Source organism: Gardnerella sp. DNF01199S (assembly GCF_049244155.1).
Classification (GTDB): domain Bacteria; phylum Actinomycetota; class Actinomycetes; order Actinomycetales; family Bifidobacteriaceae; genus Bifidobacterium; species Bifidobacterium piotii.
On record NZ_CP058380.1, the window covers coordinates 1,411,399 to 1,433,449 of the forward strand.

19 protein-coding genes are annotated in these 22,051 nt (G+C 48.1%); 5 read left to right on the forward strand and 14 right to left on the reverse strand.

The genetic code is table 11. The features are described 5' to 3' along the window. Window positions 1–4 precede the first annotated feature (4 nt). The 7 genes from HXT45_RS05750 to sufB form a co-directional block, all read right to left on the reverse strand. Window positions 5–1,123: a prephenate dehydrogenase gene (locus HXT45_RS05750; protein WP_421781611.1), complete on the reverse strand. Its 1,119-nt coding sequence runs from the start codon at window positions 1,121–1,123 to the stop codon at window positions 5–7. Beyond that, window positions 1,117–2,112: a prephenate dehydratase gene (locus HXT45_RS05755; RefSeq protein ID WP_421781613.1), complete on the reverse strand. Its 996-nt coding sequence runs from the start codon at window positions 2,110–2,112 to the stop codon at window positions 1,117–1,119. Before HXT45_RS05755 ends, HXT45_RS05750 begins: the two co-directional genes overlap by 7 nt. A gap of 112 nt (window positions 2,113–2,224) precedes the next feature. Continuing rightward, a complete protein-coding gene (locus HXT45_RS05760; RefSeq protein ID WP_421781615.1) occupies window positions 2,225–2,659 on the reverse strand; it encodes an alcohol dehydrogenase in 435 nt (144 codons plus the stop codon). A 21-nt stretch (window positions 2,660–2,680) separates the two neighbouring features. Next, window positions 2,681–4,606: a translational GTPase TypA gene (typA, locus tag HXT45_RS05765; RefSeq protein ID WP_004574694.1), complete on the reverse strand. Its 1,926-nt coding sequence runs from the start codon at window positions 4,604–4,606 to the stop codon at window positions 2,681–2,683. Window positions 4,607–4,972: 366 nt separating this feature from the next. Further along, window positions 4,973–5,749, reverse strand: a complete 777-nt coding sequence (sufC, locus tag HXT45_RS05770; RefSeq protein ID WP_004113429.1) for a Fe-S cluster assembly ATPase SufC — start codon at window positions 5,747–5,749, stop codon at window positions 4,973–4,975. Window positions 5,750–5,758: 9 nt separating this feature from the next. Next, window positions 5,759–7,135 carry a Fe-S cluster assembly protein SufD gene (gene sufD / locus HXT45_RS05775; RefSeq protein WP_421781617.1) on the reverse strand — a complete coding sequence of 459 codons (1,377 nt, stop codon included), beginning with the start codon at window positions 7,133–7,135 and terminating at the stop codon, window positions 5,759–5,761. Beyond that, on the reverse strand, window positions 7,135–8,679 hold the full coding sequence (gene sufB / locus HXT45_RS05780; RefSeq protein ID WP_421781619.1) for a Fe-S cluster assembly protein SufB: 1,545 nt from the start codon (window positions 8,677–8,679) through the stop codon (window positions 7,135–7,137). Before sufB ends, sufD begins: the two co-directional genes overlap by 1 nt. A 175-nt stretch (window positions 8,680–8,854) precedes the next feature. Here sufB and HXT45_RS05785 point away from each other — a divergent pair, with 175 nt between their 5' ends. After that, window positions 8,855–9,118 (forward strand): type II toxin-antitoxin system RelB/DinJ family antitoxin, encoded by a 264-nt coding sequence (locus HXT45_RS05785; RefSeq protein ID WP_004113434.1) that lies wholly within the window; start codon window positions 8,855–8,857, stop codon window positions 9,116–9,118. Window positions 9,119–9,154: 36 nt separating this feature from the next. On the opposite strand, the gene HXT45_RS05790 is transcribed toward HXT45_RS05785, so the two are convergent. The 6 genes from HXT45_RS05790 to coaD all read right to left on the reverse strand — a co-directional run bounded on the left by HXT45_RS05790 (window position 9,155) and on the right by coaD (window position 14,361). Further along, complete coding sequence (locus HXT45_RS05790) at window positions 9,155–10,276, reverse strand: tyrosine recombinase XerC (RefSeq protein WP_421781621.1); 1,122 nt, start codon at window positions 10,274–10,276, stop codon at window positions 9,155–9,157. 41 nt (window positions 10,277–10,317) lie between these two features. Then, window positions 10,318–11,223, reverse strand: a complete 906-nt coding sequence (gene rnc, locus HXT45_RS05795) for a ribonuclease III (protein WP_421781623.1) — start codon at window positions 11,221–11,223, stop codon at window positions 10,318–10,320. A gap of 203 nt (window positions 11,224–11,426) precedes the next feature. Then, complete coding sequence (rpmF, locus tag HXT45_RS05800; protein WP_004113441.1) at window positions 11,427–11,621, reverse strand: 50S ribosomal protein L32; 195 nt, start codon at window positions 11,619–11,621, stop codon at window positions 11,427–11,429. Between the two features lie 405 nt (window positions 11,622–12,026). Continuing rightward, window positions 12,027–12,692, reverse strand: coding sequence for a YceD family protein (locus HXT45_RS05805; protein ID WP_421781625.1), 666 nt, complete (start codon window positions 12,690–12,692; stop codon window positions 12,027–12,029). A gap of 1 nt (window position 12,693) precedes the next feature. Continuing rightward, a complete protein-coding gene (locus tag HXT45_RS05810; RefSeq protein ID WP_421781627.1) occupies window positions 12,694–13,650 on the reverse strand; it encodes a hypothetical protein in 957 nt (318 codons plus the stop codon). A gap of 156 nt (window positions 13,651–13,806) precedes the next feature. Further along, window positions 13,807–14,361, reverse strand: a complete 555-nt coding sequence (gene coaD, locus HXT45_RS05815; protein WP_020973209.1) for a pantetheine-phosphate adenylyltransferase — start codon at window positions 14,359–14,361, stop codon at window positions 13,807–13,809. A gap of 508 nt (window positions 14,362–14,869) precedes the next feature. Here coaD and HXT45_RS05820 point away from each other — a divergent pair. Then, window positions 14,870–15,217, forward strand: coding sequence for a DUF3039 domain-containing protein (locus tag HXT45_RS05820; protein WP_004574702.1), 348 nt, complete (start codon window positions 14,870–14,872; stop codon window positions 15,215–15,217). An 87-nt stretch (window positions 15,218–15,304) separates the two neighbouring features. On the opposite strand, the gene HXT45_RS05825 is transcribed toward HXT45_RS05820, so the two are convergent. Then, complete coding sequence (locus HXT45_RS05825; RefSeq protein WP_421781629.1) at window positions 15,305–16,714, reverse strand: nicotinate phosphoribosyltransferase; 1,410 nt, start codon at window positions 16,712–16,714, stop codon at window positions 15,305–15,307. Window positions 16,715–17,069: 355 nt separating this feature from the next. Between HXT45_RS05825 and cysS the strand changes: the two genes are divergently transcribed. The 3 genes from cysS to HXT45_RS05840 all read left to right on the forward strand — a co-directional run bounded on the left by cysS (window position 17,070) and on the right by HXT45_RS05840 (window position 21,654). Beyond that, on the forward strand, window positions 17,070–18,758 hold the full coding sequence (gene cysS / locus HXT45_RS05830) for a cysteine--tRNA ligase (protein WP_128813764.1): 1,689 nt from the start codon (window positions 17,070–17,072) through the stop codon (window positions 18,756–18,758). Window positions 18,759–18,863: 105 nt separating this feature from the next. Continuing rightward, window positions 18,864–20,570 (forward strand): signal recognition particle protein, encoded by a 1,707-nt coding sequence (gene ffh / locus HXT45_RS05835; protein ID WP_004131860.1) that lies wholly within the window; start codon window positions 18,864–18,866, stop codon window positions 20,568–20,570. Window positions 20,571–20,592: 22 nt separating this feature from the next. After that, on the forward strand, window positions 20,593–21,654 hold the full coding sequence (locus tag HXT45_RS05840; RefSeq protein ID WP_421781632.1) for an endonuclease/exonuclease/phosphatase family protein: 1,062 nt from the start codon (window positions 20,593–20,595) through the stop codon (window positions 21,652–21,654). Window positions 21,655–22,051: the final 397 nt, after the last annotated feature.

Below are 22,051 nucleotides of genomic sequence, written 5' to 3' on the forward strand. Positions count from 1 at the left end.
GAATCTACCAGTTCGAGTTGCGCAAATCGCAAGTAACCACAGAGTCGCTAAACGACACCCCAACAATCTGCTCACCGCTTTGCGCGCTTTGAATCAGCTGACTTTGCCAATCGCCTGGGCAATCAAGCGAAAATCGAAGCTCGCGCGAATCGAAAGCAGCCGCCGCAGAATCACGCGAATCGCCAGACTCATCGAAAGCCGCCGCGCGCTCCTTATACTTGTATTCTCGCCAAGAATCAGCCTTAGCAAAAAACGCGCGCTCTGCCACATCACGCTCATCACACTCATCGCAAGCCTCCGCCAAATCGCCATCGCTCCCCTCAAGCATCTTCTTAGCAAAACTCAACTCCGCAATAACACTACCAAGCAAATCCGCCACATTTCGCCGATTTTCCGCAACCATCGCGCGCGTGCGATTCGGGTCCGTAAGCGCCACTCGAGTCATATCTCGCCAAGAACCAGCCGACATTTGCAACGCAACATTGCGATTCGCGCTTTCACACAAAACGTTCGCCAGCGCTGTAGAAACAACGTGCGGCATGTGCGAAATCAGCGCCGCAGAAGCATCGTGTATAGAATCGTTCAACACAAGCGCGCGGTTTCCACACAGCTTAACAATCACGCGCAAAACCGCCAAAAACCGCCAAAAATCGCTGCTTTCATCAACGCTAACTGCCCAAAGTGCGCCGCGCAGCAACTCCGCGCTCGACGCGCTCCAACCCGTAAACTCGCTTCCAGCCATAGGATGCGCGCCAATGTAGCAATCACCAAGACCTGCGGCCTTAACCTGCTCGCGCACAAGCCCCTTAACGCTGCCAACATCCGTCAAAGTAGTGCGCTGCTTGTTGATTCCGCGCGAAATCTCGCCAAGAACTTCTGGCATAGATGCAAGCGAATTGCACAAAATCAAAACATTCGGCTGCATACGCGCAAGATCCGCAACGCTTTCAACGCAAGTGATTCCAATGGCGCGCGCCTCGCTGTACATTGTTTGATGGCGATTATACGCGTACACTTTGCAAGAGCCAGTGGCCACCAAACGCTTTGCGATTGAGCCACCAATAAGCCCAAGTCCTACAATACCAACAGAAAATTTTTGAGAAAATTCAGCATCTTCTACCATAATAATTCTCTTTCTGCACGCATTACGTTCAAAGTACTCAAATCGCTCGAAGTCTCAATACACACTCCACCATTTGGCAGCATCCAATCATTCATAATCGGATTCTTGCGATTATAGGAAGGATACACTGCTAAAACTCGCACCCAATCACCATGTTCAACAACCTCCTGAATCATAGCTTTACACGTAGAATCCCAAGGAGCAGCATCAACAGTGGCAATAAAACTATATAAACCATCTTGACCTTTAATCGGCCTAGACATAAAAGCAGTCATATTAAGACCATGATCGCGCACAACATCAAGCAAATTTGCTAATACTCCAGCACCTGTACAACGCGGAATAAAGGCAATAATCGAAGAAAAAGATGAATAGCTTTCGCGCTGCATACTAACAAAATTGAAAGCCTCATCTCTAGGAGCTAACACTAAAAACTCAGTGCGCGCGCCAGAAAAATCTTCAACAGCTTCGCTCACAATCTGCCTATTGTATAAATCAGCACAAATTTTAGGGCACAAAGCAACTTCGCCATTAACTAAATCCCTACAAGCAGCAGCGTTTGAAGACGCAGTTTTTTCTTTCAAACCGTGCTTTTGAGTAAACTTACGGCATTGTGCCAACGCGTGAGGGTGAGCAACAATAGTCGAACAGTTATCGATTGAATCCGACTTGCAAACAACAGCATCAAAACTTATATCAACACTCACGCGAGCAATGCCAACCATATTTTTTGCATCAATTAATAAATCTAAATTAGGTATTACTACGCCTTCAATATTGTTTTCCCACGCAATAATACCCAAATCGTAGCAATCTTCAATTTTGCTAGCGATATTACAAATATTCTCACACGCAGTTGGAATAAGACGCGAAGCACCTAACGATTTACATTGCTCTTTAACTTTTAAAGCAGCTTGATGAGTAAAAGAACCTTCTGGCCCTAAATAACATAATTTGCGGTCACTACTGCTGTTCTTATTGCTATTCATGACTATTCCTCAAACTACTTTAAGACTATATGACTGTGAGACTATAAGACTAAGACTATAAGTAAGACTACCTTACACTGATTTGGCACCACTTATTTAGCACCACTACCACTTATTTGGCGCCAGAAATAATGCAGAATTTATTAGGCATACAAAGCAAAACTACGTGAACAACAATAATGCCATAAAGCCAAAAATATCCAGCATTTTGCGCGATCCACGGAAGATTATCCACGCCAAATCCAATGGCAACTAGCACGCCATTAAACGCGCCAAAAATCCTAAACAATCCAAGCGCAATCATCCACACAACCGAGCAACACACGATTGCATGCAAAATCAAGCCAAACATGCCACAAAGCATGCGAGCAAAACACGCGCTTAAAGTAACAAGCAAAAGCGCGATTACAAGACCGTACGGAAAGCCGTACATAGCGCCCATTCGGTGCGCAAAGGTGCCCAAAACCGCGCAAAATGCCGCCAAAACGCATAAAGCCGCACACTTGCTAGCAAATAGCACAGAATGCGACTTTATGTTAAACATCATTTTGAGGAATATTTTAAGCAATCACGCAGCGTTGTTGTTCTGCCTACGCTGCTTAGCGCGCCACTTATACCATTCATCACGGCTCAAAATAATCTTGCGCACGCGAATCGACTCAGGCGTAACCTCCACGCACTCATCTTCGTTAGCAAAGTCAAGCGACTCTTCCAAGCTCATCTTAATTGGTGGAGTCAAAGTCTCAAGCACATCTGCTGTAGAAGAACGCATGTTAGTCATATGCTTAGCAAGCGTAATATTAACATCCAACTCGTCTGGCTTATTGTTAATACCAACGATTTGGCCTTCGTAAACAGGGCTTTGCGGATCCACAAAGAACACGCCGCGCGCTTGCAAACGCTGCATAGCGTAAGGAGTTGCAACACCCTTACGATCGCAAACCATAGAGCCATTTTGACGAGTTACAATCTGACCAGCCCATGGAGCGTAGCCTGCAGAAATAGAGCTTGCGATTCCAGTTCCGCGAGTTGCAGAAAGAAGAGCTGTGCGGAAACCAATAAGACCGCGAGAAGGAACAGTAAATTGCAAGCGAATCCATCCAGATCCGTGATTGCTCATAGAATCCATGCGCCCCTTACGATCCGCCATAAGCTGCGTAACAGTGCCCATGTATTCTTCTGGAACGTCAATCGTAGTGTTTTCCATAGGCTCGTTAATTTGGCCGTCAATCGTCTTAGTAACAACCTGAGGGCGGCCAACTGTAAGCTCGTAGCCTTCGCGACGCATTTGCTCCGCCAAAACTGCCAGCGCTAACTCGCCACGACCCTGAACTTCCCAAGCATCTGGGCGGTCTGTTGGAAGAACCTTAATAGACACGTTACCAATAAGCTCGCGATCAAGCCTATCCTTAATCATGCGCGCTGTAAGCTTGTGATCCTTGCCCTCTGTGCCAGCAAGCGGCGAATCGTTAATGCCGAAAGTCATGGAGATAGCTGGGTCGTCAACGTGAATCAATGGAAGAGGCTTTGGATCGTTCTGATCCACAATCGTCTCGCCAATCATAATGTCGTTAACGCCTGCAACTGCAACAATATCTCCAGGACCTGCAGATGCAACAGGAGTGCGCTCCAAGCCTTGAGTGCGCAAAAGCTCGGAAACACGGAAGTTTTCAATCGAGCCGTCTACACGAGAAAGCCCGTAAGTCTTGCCCTTTTCCAAAATACCATTGTAGATTCGCACTAAACCTAAGCGGCCAAGGAAGTCAGAGGAATCGATGTTTGCAACGTGTGCCTGAAGAGGTGCGCCTTCCTCGTATTCTGGTGCTGGAATATTGGAAATAATGGAGTCAAAAAGCGGCTCCAAATTATCGTTGTCTGGCAAACCGCCGTTTTCTGGCTGATTCAAGGATGCATAGCCAGCTTTTGCAGCGCAATAAATAACAGGCAAATCAAGAAGCGAATCAATATCGAGGTCGATTCCTTCTTCTACAACGTCTTGCGCAAGGCCTAGAAGCAAATCTGTAGCTTCGCTAACAACCTCGTCAATACGCGCATCTGGACGATCCGTTTTGTTAACGCACAGAATCACTGGCAGCTTTGCCTCAAGTGCCTTGCGTAGAACGAATCGAGTTTGCGGAAGTGGGCCTTCGGAAGCGTCAACAAGCAGCACAACGCCATCAACCATAGAGATGCCGCGCTCCACCTCGCCGCCAAAGTCGGCGTGACCTGGGGTATCGATTACGTTAATTGTAATTCCCTCTGGATGACCGTACTTTTCTGCAAGCGGGCCAGTGTATTGCACGGCCGTGTTCTTGGCAAGAATGGTGATGCCTTTTTCGCGCTCGAGGTCGTTGGAGTCCATTACGCGGTCTGGCACTTCTTCTCGCTCGGAGAATACGTGCGACTGCTGAAGCATGGCATTTACGAGCGTTGTTTTACCATGATCAACGTGCGCTACGATTGCCACATTTCTAATATCACCGCGAACAGTCATTACAAACCTCTTCCATTTGATTTAGCCAAACCTAAACGAGTTTACTCGCAGCTTTAGACACGCCATTATACGAGAGATGTTGACGCATTTTGTAGCTCGAAACATCGTTTTGCATCGTTAGCGCGGTCTAAGCGCGCTAACGTATTCGCTTGCGTTGAAAGCACACTGTGCTTTCAACCTTAAGCAAGCTCAGCGAATCGAAGTGCATTCGCGCGCTACGCTATTCCTCGCGGCTATTAGTAGCCGCTCGGCTGATTTGGCATGTAAAGTCCACTGGACTTTACATTTGAGCCAAATCACGCTTTGACTGAGCTTGAAATGCGTTATGCAATTTCAAGCTCAGTCAAAGCGCCCATGCAGGTCGATTCATGCAATTGCAGACTCGCTGGCGCCTTCTGGCAAATACTTGTCGTATCCTTCTTCTTCCAACTCGTCTGCAAGTTCTGGCCCTGCCGTCTTTACAAAGTGACCTTGCGCAAAAACGTGCACAATATCTGGCTTAATATACTTAAGGATTCGCGTGTAATGCGTAACCATCATAATGCCCAAACCAGTGCTTTCTTTAGCACGATTTACGCCTTCCGAAACAATTCGCAAAGCATCCACGTCTAGTCCAGAATCCGTCTCGTCTAAAATCGCAAACTTTGGCTTTAGAATCTCTAGTTGCAAAACTTCCGCGCGCTTTTTCTCGCCGCCCGAAAATCCCTCGTTTACAGAACGAGATGCAAACTTTGGATCCATTCTTAAGCGCTTCATTGCTTCGTTAAGCTCTTTAACCCACGCGCGCAAAGTCGGAGCCTCGCCGCTCACTTCTGTTTTTGCTGTGCGCAAAAAGTTCGTCATCGAAACGCCAGGTACCTCTACAGGGTATTGCATCGCAAGGAACAGCCCAGCTTTTGCGCGCTCGTCTGGAGTCATCTTCAAAATATCTTCGCCGTCTAGAAGCACCTGGCCCGAATCCACCTCGTACTTTGGGTGACCTGCCAAAGTGTATGCGAGAGTAGACTTTCCAGAGCCATTCGGACCCATAATCGCGTGCGTTTCGCCAGAATTAACTGTAAGATTTACGCCCTTTAAGATTTGCTTGCGTCCCTCTTTTGTTTCTACAGACGCGTACAAATCCTTGATTTCTAAAGTTGACATGTTTATCTCCTATTCTTCCGCATATTTCGATTCGTCGGTTGCTTGCGATTCGCGTGATGGTGCGGTTGCTTGCGACTTTTCGGCTGCTTGCGATTCGCGTGCATTTGCTGATTCTTCCGTCTTAGCTAAACGCCTCTCAATCGCAGCCATCAAATGATCTACGATTTGCGGCACGCCAATCTCATCAATAAGCTCGTTAAAGAATCCTCGCACAACAAGCTTTCTAGCATCCGCCTCGCTAACTCCGCGAGATTGCAAGTAAAACAGCTCCTCGTCGTCGAATCTACCAACCGAACTTGCGTGACCTGCGCCAATAATATTGCCGTTTTCGATTTCTAGATTCGGCTCCGAATCAGCAATCGCGCCAGGAGTTAGAACCAAATTTCGGTTCAACTCGTACGAATCAGTGCCAGGAGCTTCTGGCTTAATAAGCGCGTTTCCAACCCACGTAGAATGCGCTCCTTTGCCGTACAGCGCGCCCTTATACACTACTCGCGACTTGCATTCTGGGTGATTGTGCACAACCATCGTGCGATGCTCAACGTGCTCGCCTGGATCCACAAAATACATGCCAAGCATGTTCAAATCGCCCTTTTCGCCGCCAAAATCCTGATCCATGCGGATTCGCACAACGTCTCCACCAAGCGTGACCATTGTGTGACGAAGTGAAGCGCCCGCGCCCACGTGAATCCTATGATTTCCAACGTGTTTGCTGCCCGAATCCCACTCTTGAATGAACGTTGTAGAAACGTGCGCGTTATCTCCAAGAATGATTTCCACGCCTTCGGCAAGCTTTGCAACTCCCGTGTGCTCCACAATAATATCTGCGTTTGTGCTGGAATCTGCTTCAATCACTAAGTGCAAAGCGTCTAGTGATTGCGCAGTGTCTAATGATTTCGCAGCGTCAAGCGATTGCGAGTTGTTCCCGTGAATTTGCAATATTACTGGCTTTGTAATTTCGCCACAAACATGCAAAACGTATGCCGACTTTGCAGAATTCCACGCAACAGCAGCCACGCGATCCGAAGGCTTCATTTCTGTGTGCGGAGCCTCACTTTTCGGCAAAATTTGTAGAGTTGCATGCGAATCGCCATCAACGCCTTTTAGCTCTACCGTAACGTTGTTAGACGGCTCAAAGCTTTCAAAAAACTCGGAGATTCGCTCAACTGGCGTGTATCGCCAATCTTCCTGCTTGCGCGTTGGAATCGCAAAGTCTTGCACGTTAAAAGAGCGAACGGATTTATCTGCACTAGAAGGCATTGCAGCAGGAACAGCGTAAGGATCGTTAGGGTCTGCTACAGGAATATTAATTTCTTTTTCCGTCATTTTATTGCCTAAATTATCGCTCAAATTATCGCTCAAATTCTTTTTCAAATCTTCGCTCATCACCCCACGGATCCTTCCATTTGCAATTCCACAAGACGATTAAGCTCCAGAGCATACTCCATCGGCAGCTGGCGACTAATCGGCTCCACAAAGCCGCGCACAATCATGCCCATAGCCTCTTTTTCTTCCAGACCTCGACTCATCAAGTAGAAAAGCTGATCCTCGGAAACCTTGGAAACAGTGGCCTCGTGAGCCATCGAAACGTTATCTTCGCGCACGTCAACATGCGGATAAGTGTCGGACCTAGAAAAATCGTCAACAAGCAAAGCGTCGCACACAACCGAAGAGCTAGAGCCGCTCGCACCCTTAACAATCTTCACAAGACCGCGGTAAGCAGAGCGTCCGCCGCCGCGCGAAATCGACTTAGCAACAATCGTAGAACTCGTGTGCGGAGCCAAATGAATCATCTTCGCACCCGTATCCTGATACTGACCGCGGCCCGCAAAGCTCAAAGACATAGTCTCCGCTTTTGCGTACGGCTCGGCGAGAATACAAGCAGGATACTTCATCGTTGCCTTGGAGCCAATGTTTCCATCAACCCACTCCATTGTGCCGCCTTCGCGCACGTAGGCTCGCTGAGTTACCAAGTTGTACACGTTATTTGACCAGTTTTGCACGGTTGTGTATCGCACGCGCGCATGCTTTTCTACAACGATTTCAACGTTTGCAGCGTGGAGCGAATCCGTGGAATAAATCGGAGCTGTGCAACCTTCAACGTAATGCACGTACGATCCTTCGTCTGCAATAATCAACGTGCGCTCAAACTGACCCATGTTCGGCGTGTTAATGCGGAAGTAAGCCTGAAGCGGAATGTCCACATGCACACCTTTTGGCACGTACACAAACGAGCCGCCACTCCAAGCCGCTGTGTTAAGAGCCGCAAACTTGTTGTCGTCAACTGGAATCACAGTTGCAAAATACTTTTTTACAAGATCTGGATACTTTTGAACTGCTGTATCTGTATCAACAAAAATCACGCCTTGAGCTGCTAAGTCCTCGCGAATCGAATTGTAAATAACTTCCGACTCGTACTGTGCTGCAACACCTGAAACTAAGCGCTTTTTCTCCGCTTCTGGGATGCCAAGCCTATCGTAAGTTTTGCGAATATCTTCTGGCAAATCATCCCAAGTTTTCGCTTGATCATGGACAGGGCGCACGTAGTATTTAAAATCGTCTGCGTCAAAACCGCTTAAATCCACGCCCCAATCAGGCATCGGCTTTTGTAGAAACGCGCGATAGCCTTGCAAACGAAGGTTTAGCATCCATTCTGGCTCATGTTTATCGGCAGAAATTGCACGAACAACCGACTCATCAATACCCTTCTTAGCAGCTTCGCCTGCAGCATCCGAATCATGCCAGCCATAATTGTACTCACCAAATTCGGCAACGATTTGCTCGTCTTGGCGAATTTTCTCTTCGTTTACGCGAGCGCGATCTGCCACATACTGGCTCATTTCAACGTCTGCGGCGCTGGATTCGTTTTGATTCGCTGCATTCTCATTCAATGATGCGCTTGATTCAGGCTTATTTGAATCATCAACCACTGTTTTACCCTCCTATCAAGCTTATAAATCGATTATACATTTAGCCACGCGTTGACATTACGTGATTCAAATCACATCTTTTCATTTTCTCCATATATCAATCAAACACAAAGAAAAATACTTTATTTTTTATTGCATTTTTATTAAAATCTTATTTAGAAAGGTGGTAATTTAGATGACAACAAATACAGTGAACATTAATTTCAAGCTAAATGCAGACGATAAACGACTTATGGAAAATGTTTGCCGAGAGCTAGGGCTTTCAATGAGTGCAGCATTTACAATATTTGCTAAGAAAGTTGGAAGAGAACACAGAATACCATTCGAAGTTTCAGCAGATCCGTTTTACAATCCAGAAAATATAAGTCGTCTAAAAAAATCCATAGCACACATGGAAGAAACAGGCGGGACTATACACGAGGTTCCGCTCGATGATTAAAGCCTGGACAGATGAGGCGTGGGGGTGGAGCAAAAATCACGCACGCGGGAAGGCTTGCGAGTAGCGCTGCTTAAGAGCCTGAATAGAAACGTGCGTGTAGCGCTGCGTTGTGTTAAGCGACGAATGTCCCAAAAGCTCTTGAACCTCGCGAAGGTCCGCTCCACCGTTGAGCATATGCGTTGCAGCACTGTGGCGCAGCGCGTGCGGTGCAACATCTGGCACGTTTGCAGCAGCTGCAGCCGCGTGAACAATACTTCTAACAATGCGCTGGTCAATGCGCTTTGCTCGCGCGCCCAAAAACAGCGCTTGCGAGCTTGTTGAGCTTTCTGCATGCTTTTCTAGAAGCACATTTCGCCCATGCTCAATCCACTCTTTGCAAGCGTTTGCAGCAGGAACGCCAAAAGGCACAACGCGCTGCTTGTTTCCTTTACCTGTAACTTTTACAGTGTGATTTTCAAAATCCACATCTTGCACATTAATGCTTGTAAGCTCCCCCACGCGCATGCCCGTTGCGTATAAAAGCTCTAGAATCGCAGCGTTTCTAAGGGCGATTGCATGTTCTTGAGGGGATTTTAGTGGCGATTTTTGTGGCGTATTTTCTTTACGCTCGGAAGCTTGCGACTTTTGCGCGCGCGGCTTTTTTTGCGTGCAATTTTGCGGAGTTGAATCCTGCTCAGTTGAATCCTGCGCAAAGTTATCCGCGCAATTATCCGCATAATCAAGCAACTTTTGCGCTTGCGCTTCGTCTAAAACAGTAGGAAGCTCATTAGCAATCTTAGGAGTTGCAAGAATTTGCGCAGGATTCGCGCTAATCAAACCAACGTGCGTAGCCCACGCAAAAAAGCCGCGCACAGCTACCACTTTGCGCGCCAAACTCGAGCGCGCGTGATTCTTGTTAAGCCAATACATCCATTGGCGCAAAACACTCGTAGAAACCGCGCGCAAATCGCAAAAACCATTGCGATTGCACCACTCTAAGCATTGCAAAACATCAGCGCTATACGCGCGCAAGGTGGCGCTTCCAAGGCCTTTGTTTGCGCGCAAATAGTCAACGTAGCGCGCACAGTGGTAGCGTAAGTCGCAAAAGTCGCCAGCAGCCGTTGATGATACTAAACCATTGTCAAATAATAAATCATTATTATTACGACTGCTAGCCATAGAACCGCCTCGAATCGCCTATATCACAGCAATCAGAAAATCTAATTACCGCTTTCTCTGCTCGATTTACGCCTTCTATCCAACACATGCCAAGCTTTATCTGCAGCAGCAAGCTGAGCCTTGCGCTTGCTAGAGCCATCCGCCTCGCCAAGCAACTCATCGCCACTTTCGTGCGCCAAAACCGCACGCGCACGGAACACAGGCGCATAATCTGGGCCAGAAACCGACATCCTATATTGCGGCTCGTCAAGCCCCATCTCGTGCGCCAAAACCGTAAGCGAAGTCTTCCAATCCAGCGCAGGGCCTTCCGTAAGAACCTCCGCCAAAGTTTCGTCAATCAAGCGATGCACTACAGCGCGCGCCTCGTCAATACCATGCTCAACAAAAGTCGCTCCAATAAGCGCCTCAACAATATCGCACAAAATCGAGTCTTTTTGAGCGCCGCCATGCTCCATCTCGCCATGACCCAAAAGAATATACGGCCCAACGTGCAACTTATCTCGCGCAACAGCGCTCAAAGCCCACTCCGAAACAGCCTTAGCGCGAAGCTTAGCCAACTGGCCTTCCGTCATATCTGGGTGAGCAGAAAACAGCGTTTCCGTAGAAACAAGCTCCAAAACAGCGTCTCCCAAAAACTCTAGGCGCTCGTAGTTTTTAGTGCCTGGATGCTCGTGCGAAAAAGATCGATGAGTGAGAGCCTCAACAAGCAAATCTGGCGAAATCGTAGTGCCAAGCGCGCGCAAAAGCTCCTGAGTAGGGTCACCATTTTGCATGTGGCCATCTTGAGTGCGCGCAACGCCAATGCTGCTAGTTCTAGCGTCTTGTGACTGATTTGAGTTCGTGTATGCGCCGTGCTGGTCGTCATTTTGAACGCCACTTATATCGTTTTTGACGCCATTTTGATCTTTTGTATTGTTCCCACTCATATTTTCAACATTATAGCGCATGCGTTGAAGTCGTTGATTTGCACTATATGCTTCCCGACTTTGTTGCTATAATCAGCGTGCAAAACAACAAAACCCGTCAACTTTTCCCGACTTTGTACCAAAAAACACATAAATCACGTACATTTTCGGGAAACAACACAAACTAGCAAAAAAACGCAAAAACCCTGCCACCCGTCGATGGCAGGGTTCTCTTAAAATATAACCTACTTGGTGTGCGCAGAGCGAATTGCTTCGCGATACACGCGACCGCGGAAGTTACCGCAGGTTGGGCAAGCCATGTGAGACAACGCTGGCGAACCGCAGTTCGGGCAGGTAATAGTCTGCACGGCAGAAGCCTTCCAATTGGCGCGACGCGAATGAGTATTAGCGCGCGAGGTCTTGTACTTTGGCAGTGCCATAATCTTTCCTCTATTTCGTTCAACCGATTGAGCTTAAGCGTTCTGTATATTACAGCAAGCGCCATACATTATTCAGAATCTCACTACATAAACTCACATAAATTACGCCAAACTGGGTAGAGATTCGAGATTTTTCGCCGCTATCGAGGCGTTTCGTTCGCGCGGTCTAAGCGCGCGAACGTCTTCGCCGCGCAGAAGCAGTGCTTCTGCTTTGAGCGGCTCAGCGCGCCAAATTGCCCTCGCGCGCTACGCTTCAAGCGCTCTGGCAGGTTGGCGCGCGCATCTATTAGTAGCCGCTCGGCTGATTTGGCATGTAAAGTCCACTGGACTTTACATTTGAGCCAAATCACGCTTTGAAGGAGCTTGAAATGCGTTATGCAATTTCAAGCTCAGTCAAAGCGCAAATCAGCCGCGATTTTGCGAGTTTTCAAGCTTTTCCTTAAGACCTTCAAGCGCAGCAAAACGAATATCCGTAACGTCGTGATGATGTTCTGGATGCTCATTTAGATTCTCGCCGCACTGAGAACAAAGCCCCTTGCAATCTGGCTCGCACAAAGGCTTAAGTGGCAACTCGCTAACCATTGTGTCTCTAATCAGCGCCTCAATGTCGGCAAAATCGCCGCCACCAACCAACGGATACACGTTTCCAGAATCGTCGCCCTCGTCCCAAATATCAGCATCTTCTAAATCATCATTATCGCCATTAGCTCTGTTAGATTTAGAGTTATTAGAACGCGCGCCGCCATTTGCGCTCTTGCCGCCTTTGCCGCTTTCCACGCGCGCAAAAAACGCGCACACATCAACAGGCCAATCCCTATGCAACGGCATCAAGCATCGCGAGCACTCTGCATGCACTCGCGCCGTAATCGTGCCCTGGAACATAAGCCCGTCCACTACGGAATCAAAATTGCCGTCTACCGTAACATCACTCCCTGGCTTAACGCCAATAACGCTGTCTCCAATGCCTTCTGGCGCTGGAAAATCGCGATGCAATTGCATGCTACTTCCTGCACGCGCTGCCATTTGCGCAACTGGAACCGCCCACAAAGACTGGGAGGGATGCGATGTCATTTTAATTCCTTTCGTCGTCGCTTCTTTCACTGCTTTCGCTGTTAAATTCTTCATCTATCTTACTAGCAGCCTGATTTTGCACATGTGCAGCTGCGCGTCTACGCTCTTCCAAAACACGCTGACCTGCTTGAACGTCTTGCTCAAGCTTATCTAATTGCTGCTTTAAGCCTTCCATAACCGTGGCGCTGTACTGATCCGCACCGCGAGTAAGCTTTTCGGCCTTTGCTTGCGCATTGTTTACAATCTCGCGCGCTTGATTCTTTGCAATCGCAACAACATTTTCTTGACCTGCCAAGAATCTGGCTCGCTCCTGAGCTTCCTCAACCATTTGCGCAGCCTGACTTTGAGCCGAACTTACAACAGAATTTGCTTGAGCTTGAGCCGTTCGCAAACGCCTCTCTGCCTCTCGCATTAACGCACTAGCGCGCTCCAGCTGAACAGGCAGCATGTCTTTTAGCCTAGACAAATAATCGCCAAACTCTTCGCGATCCACCTTTGCCATTCCAGCAGCAAAAAGCACTCCCTTTGCGCTATTTAACGCCGTTTCCATCGTGTCGATTATGTCGTACACAGTAGTGAACTCTTCACGCGACTTTGTGCGCACTTCCTCACTAACGGTTTGCGGATCCGCTGCCTTAAACACGTTTTCTTCTTCGTCTTCGAATTCTATTGCGCCGCCGTCTTCTCGCTCGCGCAAATCTGGCATTGGGAACAAGTTTTGAACATTATCGCCAGCAGCCGCAGAATCAGCAGAAGAATCGCCAGCAGAATCGCCAGCAGCCGTACTATCACTAGCCGCATCATCATTAGCCTTACTTGCCGCAGGCACAGCATCGTAAGCTTCAAAAGCAGCACTAGGCGAATCGTCGTTGTTTGCAATCACTGGATTTAATGGCAACTTTTGGCTGCGATTTGCCGATACTTGGCTTTCCATTGTGTCGTCTTCGTTTTCGCTCATTTTCGCTCCTTCGCTAAGTAGCTGCTCTCTTATCTCTTAACAATTTTATTGTATGTATTTTAGTACGTATTTATTTACTACGTATTTATTTTAGTAATATTGTACTTATTTCGGTGATATTTAACTTGCCATTATAATATTTCGCTAATTTTATGATTACGATATTGCATTTGTTTTAGAGAAAACGCTTTGCAAAAGTGGAATCACATTATTTGGCACCATTCCCGAAACATCGCCACCATGACGAGCCACATCTTTTACAACAGAGCTAGAAACATGCTCCAAAATAGGATCCGCTGGCAAAAACATGGTTTCAATGCCAGCCAACTTGCGATTAACCAGCGCCATTCCAAGCTCCGCCTCGTAGTCGCCATTTTGGCGCAATCCCTTAACGATTACGGTTGCTCCGACTTTTTTGCAATAATCTGTAATAAGACCATCTGTAGAAGAAACAACTATTTTACATGCTGGCGATTTAGCAGCACCGCGCAAAGGTGGCGCAAACTTGCCGATTGGCGAATCGTCTTTTAAGTCTTCCAACGCTTTGCGAATAATATCCACGCGCTCCGACTCGGAAAACATGGGCGTTTTGGCCGCATTAACCGCCACTAAAACATGCACTTCGTTAAAAAGATGCGTACAACGTTGTATCACGTCTAAGTGTCCGGCTGTAACGGGATCGTAGGAGCCTGGGCAAACAGCTATAGTCATGCTTTTAGGTTACCACGAATCTGCCACGAGCTAGACGCGAGCGCAGCTAACCTGCGCAAGCGACACGACACGCCGTATTTTAGGTACAATCGCACTAAAGTTCTGTTTGTTTGTGTAGTGCGTTTGTACCAAAAAACACCAAAATCAAATACAATCGCACTACAGTTTTGCTTGTTTGTGTAGTGTGTTTGTATCAAAAAATACGGAAATTCAGTACAAACACACTACAAGTCATGTCGTCGTTCGCGCGGTCTAAGCGCGCGAACGTCTTCGCCGCACGTAAAGTCCACTGGACTTTACGTTTGAGCGGCTCAGCGAATCGAGGTGATTTCTCGCGCATTATGCAGCTCGAAATCGTCGATTCGCACGACGCTCTAAGCGAAAAGGTAGGTCGTCGCGCATTTGTTGCGATTATGGCTTATGCTTGTATAAACATAAATCGCAAGCAACAAAACACGATTTATGCAAACATGATTTGTGTGAAAAGGATTTGTACGAAAGGGATGCAATGACGTTTTCAAATGATTCAAAATATAGCGAAACCTCAAACAATGCTAATTTGAACGCTGTTATGGAAGACGATTCGCAAAGCCTCCCAGATTCTGGGTCTAGCACAAGCACAAGTGTGCTCGAAAAGCCAGAAGTAGACGAATCCGCAAAAATGGACGATGGCGGCGACGCAGACCGCTTTGCACACTACGTTTCCAAAGATCGCGTAATCGAATCGCGCTTGACTGGCCGCCCTGTTGTGGCGCTGTGCGGAAAAGTGTGGATTCCAAAGCGCGAAGCAAACGACTACCCTGTTTGCCCAGAGTGCAAAAAAATCTACGAAGAGATGAACAATCTGGGCTTTTAGAGTAACGTCAAATTAAAGCTGATTTATAAACTAGCCTAAGCCAGCCTAAGCCAGCCTAGACTAGCAAAACTAGCAAAACTAGCAAAACTAGCCTAAAACGCTGATTTCTGTAGGAATCGCAGGGTCGCCACGCATAAGACTTTGAGCAGAAATCGGAAGTCTGCTAAGCGCTTTGGCGCAATAATCTTGTGCTCGCATAATCGCGTCATGACCCATAAGCTCTGTATTAAATTCGCCATTTTGCACGTAGTCAACTAGCAAATCTTCCCAAGAATCTTGCGGCTTAAAAGTCGCGAGTGCGCTCTCTGAACCAGAAATTACGTGTTCGCAGTCAGCCGCGCCATTGCCAGCAGCACCGCCATTCGCACCGCCACTAAAATCGTATGAACGATACGCAAGCTTGCGCCCTGGAACAGTCGCCTTATTCTTAGACTTCTTAGCAACAGGTTGCATAACGCCATCCGCGCCCTGGCGCTCCGTAAGCTTATAAACCATTGCGCAAGTAGGCGCGCCCGAACCCGTAACAAGCATTGTGCCAATGCCGTAGGAATCGACTGGCGCGTTTTGCAAAGACGCAAGAGCGTACTCATCTAAATCGTTAGTAACTGTGATTTTAGTGTTTTTAGCACCCAACGCATCGAGCTGCGCGCGCACGCGACGAGCCATAACGCACAAATCGCCCGAATCAATGCGAACGCCGCCAAGATCCGCGCCAGCAACCTGAACGGCGGTTTTAACAGCCTCTTCCACGTTGTACGTGTCTACAAGCAGCGTTGTTCCCTTGCCGAGCGCGGCAATTTGCGACTCAAAGGCTGCGCGCTCCGAATCATGCACAAGAGTAAAGCAATGCGCAGCCGTTCCAATCGCCTTAAGCCCGTAAAGCTTGGCCGCAAGCAAGTTTGCAGTGCCCTTAAAACCGCCGATTACTGCCGCGCGAGAGGCAGCCACTGCCGACCACTCGTTTGTGCGCCTGCCACCCATATCCATGCACGGCCTTCCAGCAGATGCGGAAACCATGCGTGCGGCGGCGCTCGCCACTGCGCAATCGTAGTTAAGCACGGAAAGCAGCAGCGTTTCTAGCAGCGTGCACTCGCCGAAAGTGCCTTCAACTTGCAAAATCGGCGAATCTGGGAAGAACATTTCACCTTCCCTGTAACCGCGAATTTTGCCGCTAAAATGGTAGTTTTCCAGCCATTTAATGGTGTCTTTGCTTACGATTTTTCGGTCTTGCAAAAATCGCAAATCCTCGTCACTAAAGTGGAATCGCGCTAGCTCCTCTAGGATTCTGCCAGTGCCTGCTACCACTCCGTAGCGTCGGCCTTGCGGAAGATGCCTCGTAAAAATCTCAAAAACGCATTTGCGGTCTGCTGTGCCGTCTTTTAGCGCTGCGTCTAGCATTGTGTACTCGTACATATCGGTCATGAGTACGGAAGAGTTTGCGTAGGATTTTACGTCAGACTTTACTTCAGACTTTGCGAAATCAAAAGAATCAATCATTTTCAATCCTTTCTTGCGATTTTAGTAATCAAAATTAAAGCGCGGTTACTTGCGACTTCTATCTGTGACTTTTACCTGCGAACAATCATAGTCCTATGCCTATCTACGCATTTTGTTGCTCAACACGCCGATTTGAGCAACATTCTCTGCAAATCGCTCGCGAGTTACGGCGTGCTCAAAGCGTAGCGCGCGAGCGATTTCCTGCGTTTGTTTCTTTTTGCCCGCATTTGTTTACATTTCGGCCGATTTTGGAAACAAAAGCAAGCGCGACGACCTGCCTGAGCCGCTTAAACGTAAAGTCCAGTGGACTTTACGTGCGGCGAAGACGTGAGCGTGAGTTATTATAATTGAGATTATGCTTGAAAATACGAACAGAACTCTTACAGCAGCAGCCGCGCGATTGCGCTTATACAACACGGCAACTCACAGCACTAGCGAGTTTACAACCGTTACTCCTGGCCACGTTGGAATGTACGTGTGTGGAGCAACTGTGCAAAGCTCGCCGCACATAGGTCATATTCGCGCAGCAATCGCCTTCGACGTAATCCGCCGCTGGCTGCTACGTTTAGGCTACAACGTTACTTTTGTGCGCAATGTCACAGATATTGACGACAAAATCATGAAAAAAGCTAGTGAAGCCGGCCAAACTTGGTGGGAGCGCGCCTACTTTTACGAGCGCGAATTTAGTGAAGCTTATAACACTTTAGGCGTTTTGCCGCCGACGGTTGAGCCGCGAGCTACCGGTCATATTACGGATATGGTTGAGCTGATTGAGCGTTTGATTGAGCGCGGTCACGCTTACGTTATTAAAGACGATTCGGGAAATCCTACTGGCAACGTTTATTTTGACGTGCCAAGTTGGGAGCATTACGGCGAGCTTACGCACCAAAATCAAAATCGTGATGTAAACAGTTGCGACGAAGCGTCCTCAATTGCGGATACAAAAGGCCCAAGCGTAGACTCAGCCGGCAACGATATTTACAACCCGACCGACCCGGCCGACGCTTCCCCAGACAAGCACGATCCTAGGGATTTTGCGCTTTGGAAAGCTCCTTGCGATTTCGATCAGCCGGACGCGCGCTGGAAAACACCTTTTGGCGAGGGGCGCCCAGGTTGGCATATTGAGTGCTCTGCTATGAGCCACCGTTATCTTGGCGACGATTTTGACATTCACGGCGGCGGATTGGATTTGCGATTCCCGCATCACGAAAACGAGATGGCACAAACGCGTGCCGCCGGCTGGGAAAGCGCGAATGTGTGGATGCATTCCGCGTGGGTTACAGCCAAAGGCGAGAAGATGAGCAAATCGTTGGGAAATGGGCTTTCCGTGCCAACAGTTTTGGCGAATAATTCGGCTTGGGTTGTGCGTTACGCGCTGGGAGCTGTGCAGTATCGCGCAATGTTGGAGTGGTCGGATCAAGCTTTGGTAGAATCAAAAGCTGCTTACAATCGCATAAGCAACTTCCTTGAGCGAGCCGGACGCGTAATTAAAGCGCAGCCGACACGAGAAGCGGTAGTAAGCGTAAACGCGGACGAGCTTCCGGAAGACTTTACGCGCGCAATGAACGACGATATTAACGTTTCCGGCGCAAACGCAGCAATATTTACAGCAATTCGACAAGGAAATGCATTTCTTGACTACTATACACAAATGCAAAACGCTGCGAAAGCGCATAAAATATCGCAAAATGAGGCGCAATCACAAATCGAAATCATTCAAGAACTGCTATATAACGAGGTTTTGCAAGTGCGCGCCATGCTAGACACACTCGGATTAGACATTTATGCAGAACCTTGGGCTTCTAATGCGAAATCTTCTGCAGAAGGCGCAAATGGCAGCAAGGGCGTCAGTAGCAGCGGCAGCGGCAGTATCAGCAAGAAGCGCACTGCTTTGAACGCTTTAATCAACTCGCTGCTTCAAGCTAGAGCGAATGCCAGAGAGATGAGGAATTTTGCGACAGCGGATGCGATTCGCTACGCGCTAAATAACGCGGGAATTGTGATTGAAGATGCGGTTCAAGGATCTTCGTGGCATTTGAAGTAAGCGTAAGTACAGAAAACGCAACGTTAATAAACGCAACGCTAGTAAACGCAACCAAAATAGCAGTAATCACGCAACGTTAACAACAGCAGATAGAATAGAGCAATTATGGCAGCATTTAGTTCGTTAACAGAAAGACTTTCTGGCGCATTCAAGCACTTGCGCAGAAAAGGCAAATTATCCGATTCCGACATAGACGGCACGATTCGCGAAATCCGCCGCGCACTTTTAGACGCAGACGTGGCTCTAGACGTTGTGCGATCTTTTACCGCTAAAATCCGCGAGCGCGCACTAGGCGAAGAGGTTTCTAGCGCGCTAAATCCTGCTCAACAGGTTGTGCGAATTGTAAACGACGAGCTTACAAACGTTTTGGGCGCAGGCGTTGAGCGACCGCTGAATTTTGCAAAATACCCCCCAACCGTAATCATGCTTGCTGGTTTGCAAGGCGCTGGTAAAACAACGCTTGCAGGAAAATTGGGCTACTGGCTTAAAGATTCGGGACATACGCCTTTACTTGTTGCGGCGGATTTGCAGCGCCCTAACGCCGTTACGCAGCTTGAGGTTGTTGCCGAGCGCGCAGGCGTGGCGATTTTTGCGCCAGAGCGAGGCGTGCAAAGTGATGGCGGCGGCGAAGTTGTTTCGGCTGGTTTAGCCACTGGGGATCCTGTTAAAGTTGCGCGAGATTCCATTGACTACGCGCGCGCAAAAATGTACGACACGGTTATTATTGATACCGCTGGTCGCCTTGGCGTGGACGATGCTCTTATGCATCAAGCGCGAGAAATTCGCGATGCTGTTAATCCGCAAGAAATCCTGTTTGTTATAGACGCCATGATTGGTCAGGACGCTGTTCGCACAGCTCAAGCATTTAACGAGGGCGTTGACTTTACGGGCGTTGTGCTTTCTAAGTTAGATGGCGATGCGAGAGGCGGCGCTGCGCTATCTGTTGCAAGCGTTACAGGCAAGCCGATTTTGTTCGCTTCTACTGGCGAAGGTTTGAAGGATTTTGAGATTTTCCATCCAGATAGAATGGCGTCCAGAATCCTAGATATGGGCGATATTCTAACGCTTATTGAGAATGCGCAAAAGCAGTTCGACGAGGAAGAGTCTCGAAAAGCGGCGGCTAAGATTTCCGAAGGAACTTTTGGACTAGATGACTTTTTGGATCAGCTTCAGCAGGTTAAAAAGCTTGGTTCTATGAAGAAAATTCTTGGCATGATGCCTGGAATGGCGGCGCACAGGCAGGAACTTGAGCAGTTTGACGACCGCGAGATAGACCGCACAGAGGCGATTATTCGCTCGATGACGCCTAAGGAGCGCAAAGACACAAAGATTATTGATGGTTCTAGGCGCGCGCGAATCGCAGCTGGCGCGGGCGTTTCGGTTTCCGCAGTGAACGCGCTTTTGCAACGCTTTGAGCAGGCAGCTAAGATGATGAAGCGCATGAGCAATGGCGGCGGCGCAGGAATGCCAGGAATGGGCGGAATGCCTGGGTTTGGCGGCGGCGCAGGAAAGTCGAAGCGTAAAGACAAAAAGAGCAAGAAGAAGGGCGGAAAGTCTGGTAATCCTATGCGCCGCGAGGCTGAGGAGCGCGCGCTAAGAGACCGCTTGTCTGGAAATTCTTATGCAAATAATTCGAATAATGGCGATGACGCGAATGGCGAATCTGCTTTTATGAAGAAGAAGCAGGATTTGCCTAATAATCTGCCAGAAAATCTTCAAAACCTTATGAGCGGCGAAGGTGATTTTGCTGGCGGAATGCCTGATTTGCCGCCAAACTTGGGCGGCGGACTCGCAGGTCTTTTTGGCAAATAAGCTAATAACAGATAATCAGTAGATGATTTACTCGATTTTACTTGCGATTTTACTTGTTGCGCTTGTTTTGCTTCTAGCTTGGCAGTTGCTTAGGTGGCTGCCAGCTGGAGCAGACGGGCTAAAACCACTGCCCTATGTTATTGCACTGCTTCCGATTGCGCCGTTTTGCGCAGGGTTTGGGCTAATCGCCAGCATTGTAAGTGCAATTGCAACGCGCTCGCAAAATGAATTTTATAAATCTTACGTATTTTTGTGCGTTGCGTATATTGTGTTGTTCGTAATCTCTTTGAAATCGTATTCGCCCTATTTTGCAAAACGATTGATGCGAATAAAACAGGAAAAATCGCAGACAAGATCGCAGGAAAAATCACTAGAAATCCGCGTTATGACGCTTAATTGCAGATATGGCCACGCAAACGCAAGTCAAATAATAAAGATCGCAAAAACGCATAAAATAGATACGATTCTTTTGCAAGAAGTAAGCAAAAAACTTGTAAAAAACCTTGAAAAACTTGGCATTAAGCGTGATTTTGCGCATGTGCAATTAGGCAACGCAAACGACCACGAAAATGGCGGCTTTAACGCGATTTATACGCGACTAAGCAATGTTAAATCTTTTGGTAAGTCGATTAAGATTGATGCAGCAAACGTGCCAATTGTTACGGCGGAGGCTTGCGATTCTTCCGCGGAAAATCTTCTAATAACATTCGCCTCAGCGCATCCAAAATCGCCTATGCGCGGATGCGCGGCTTGGTGCAGCGGAATAATGGCGCTTGCAAAAATCGGCGAAAATCATAATAAAAGCGGATGCAAAAAAGTCACAATAATCGGCGGAGACTTAAACTCCACCCCAGACCACCCAAGCTTTAGAACGCTACTAAAATCAGGCTTTTTAGACGCATCAATGCAAATCGGCAAGCGACTAAAGACTTGGCCAACGTGGCAAAAATGGCCAAATCTTGCGCTTGACCATGTGCTAGTAAAATCAACAGGCTGCAGCGCTAAAGCCACAGAGCAAAGCACAATTCGCGTGGACGGCAGCGACCACTTTGCGCTAATCGTTTGCGTTTCTCTCCCCCTCTAGCTCCTCCTCTATCTCCCCGCTTATTCGCCCGAATAACAATGCTCTTTGCATACAATACCCCACTAAGTAAGGTAGAGATTCGAGATTTTTCGCGGCGAATCGACGACTTCGAGCTGCATAATGCGCGAGAAGTCACCTCGATTCGCTGAGCCGCTCAAAGCAGAAGCACTGCTTCTGCGCGGCGAAGACGTGAGCGCGGCTAATCCGCGCGAACGCAGAAACACCCAGCCCTCCTACACACCAAATATGAAGTCGCGCAAATAGCAAGCAAGGAAAAGACGCCAGCGTCTTAGCCCGAGTTTGTAGCTCAACACGCCAGTTTGAGCAACATTATTAGCAAAACAAATAGTCCACGCAATCAGTCATAATAGAAAAGTTATTCGCGTGAATCGAAGCC

What these genes read in the sequence shown, in the direction of transcription:
- rnc (WP_421781623.1), bottom strand. Translation starts at nt 11,223, where the DNA reads ATGCGCTATAATGTTGAAAATATGAGTGGGAACAATACAAAAGATCAA.
- ffh (WP_004131860.1), top strand. Translation starts at nt 18,864, where the DNA reads ATGGCAGCATTTAGTTCGTTAACAGAAAGACTTTCTGGCGCATTCAAG.
- cysS (WP_128813764.1), top strand. Translation starts at nt 17,070, where the DNA reads ATGCTTGAAAATACGAACAGAACTCTTACAGCAGCAGCCGCGCGATTG.
- HXT45_RS05790 (WP_421781621.1), bottom strand. Translation starts at nt 10,276, where the DNA reads ATGGCTAGCAGTCGTAATAATAATGATTTATTATTTGACAATGGTTTA.
- HXT45_RS05825 (WP_421781629.1), bottom strand. Translation starts at nt 16,714, where the DNA reads ATGATTGATTCTTTTGATTTCGCAAAGTCTGAAGTAAAGTCTGACGTA.
- HXT45_RS05785 (WP_004113434.1), top strand. Translation starts at nt 8,855, where the DNA reads ATGACAACAAATACAGTGAACATTAATTTCAAGCTAAATGCAGACGAT.
- typA (WP_004574694.1), bottom strand. Translation starts at nt 4,606, where the DNA reads ATGACTGTTCGCGGTGATATTAGAAATGTGGCAATCGTAGCGCACGTT.
- HXT45_RS05755 (WP_421781613.1), bottom strand. Translation starts at nt 2,112, where the DNA reads ATGAATAGCAATAAGAACAGCAGTAGTGACCGCAAATTATGTTATTTA.
- HXT45_RS05760 (WP_421781615.1), bottom strand. Translation starts at nt 2,659, where the DNA reads ATGATGTTTAACATAAAGTCGCATTCTGTGCTATTTGCTAGCAAGTGT.
- HXT45_RS05840 (WP_421781632.1), top strand. Translation starts at nt 20,593, where the DNA reads ATGATTTACTCGATTTTACTTGCGATTTTACTTGTTGCGCTTGTTTTG.
- sufD (WP_421781617.1), bottom strand. Translation starts at nt 7,135, where the DNA reads ATGAGCGAAGATTTGAAAAAGAATTTGAGCGATAATTTGAGCGATAAT.
- rpmF (WP_004113441.1), bottom strand. Translation starts at nt 11,621, where the DNA reads ATGGCACTGCCAAAGTACAAGACCTCGCGCGCTAATACTCATTCGCGT.
- sufC (WP_004113429.1), bottom strand. Translation starts at nt 5,749, where the DNA reads ATGTCAACTTTAGAAATCAAGGATTTGTACGCGTCTGTAGAAACAAAA.
- HXT45_RS05820 (WP_004574702.1), top strand. Translation starts at nt 14,870, where the DNA reads ATGACGTTTTCAAATGATTCAAAATATAGCGAAACCTCAAACAATGCT.
- HXT45_RS05810 (WP_421781627.1), bottom strand. Translation starts at nt 13,650, where the DNA reads ATGAGCGAAAACGAAGACGACACAATGGAAAGCCAAGTATCGGCAAAT.
- HXT45_RS05805 (WP_421781625.1), bottom strand. Translation starts at nt 12,692, where the DNA reads ATGACATCGCATCCCTCCCAGTCTTTGTGGGCGGTTCCAGTTGCGCAA.
- coaD (WP_020973209.1), bottom strand. Translation starts at nt 14,361, where the DNA reads ATGACTATAGCTGTTTGCCCAGGCTCCTACGATCCCGTTACAGCCGGA.
- HXT45_RS05750 (WP_421781611.1), bottom strand. Translation starts at nt 1,123, where the DNA reads ATGGTAGAAGATGCTGAATTTTCTCAAAAATTTTCTGTTGGTATTGTA.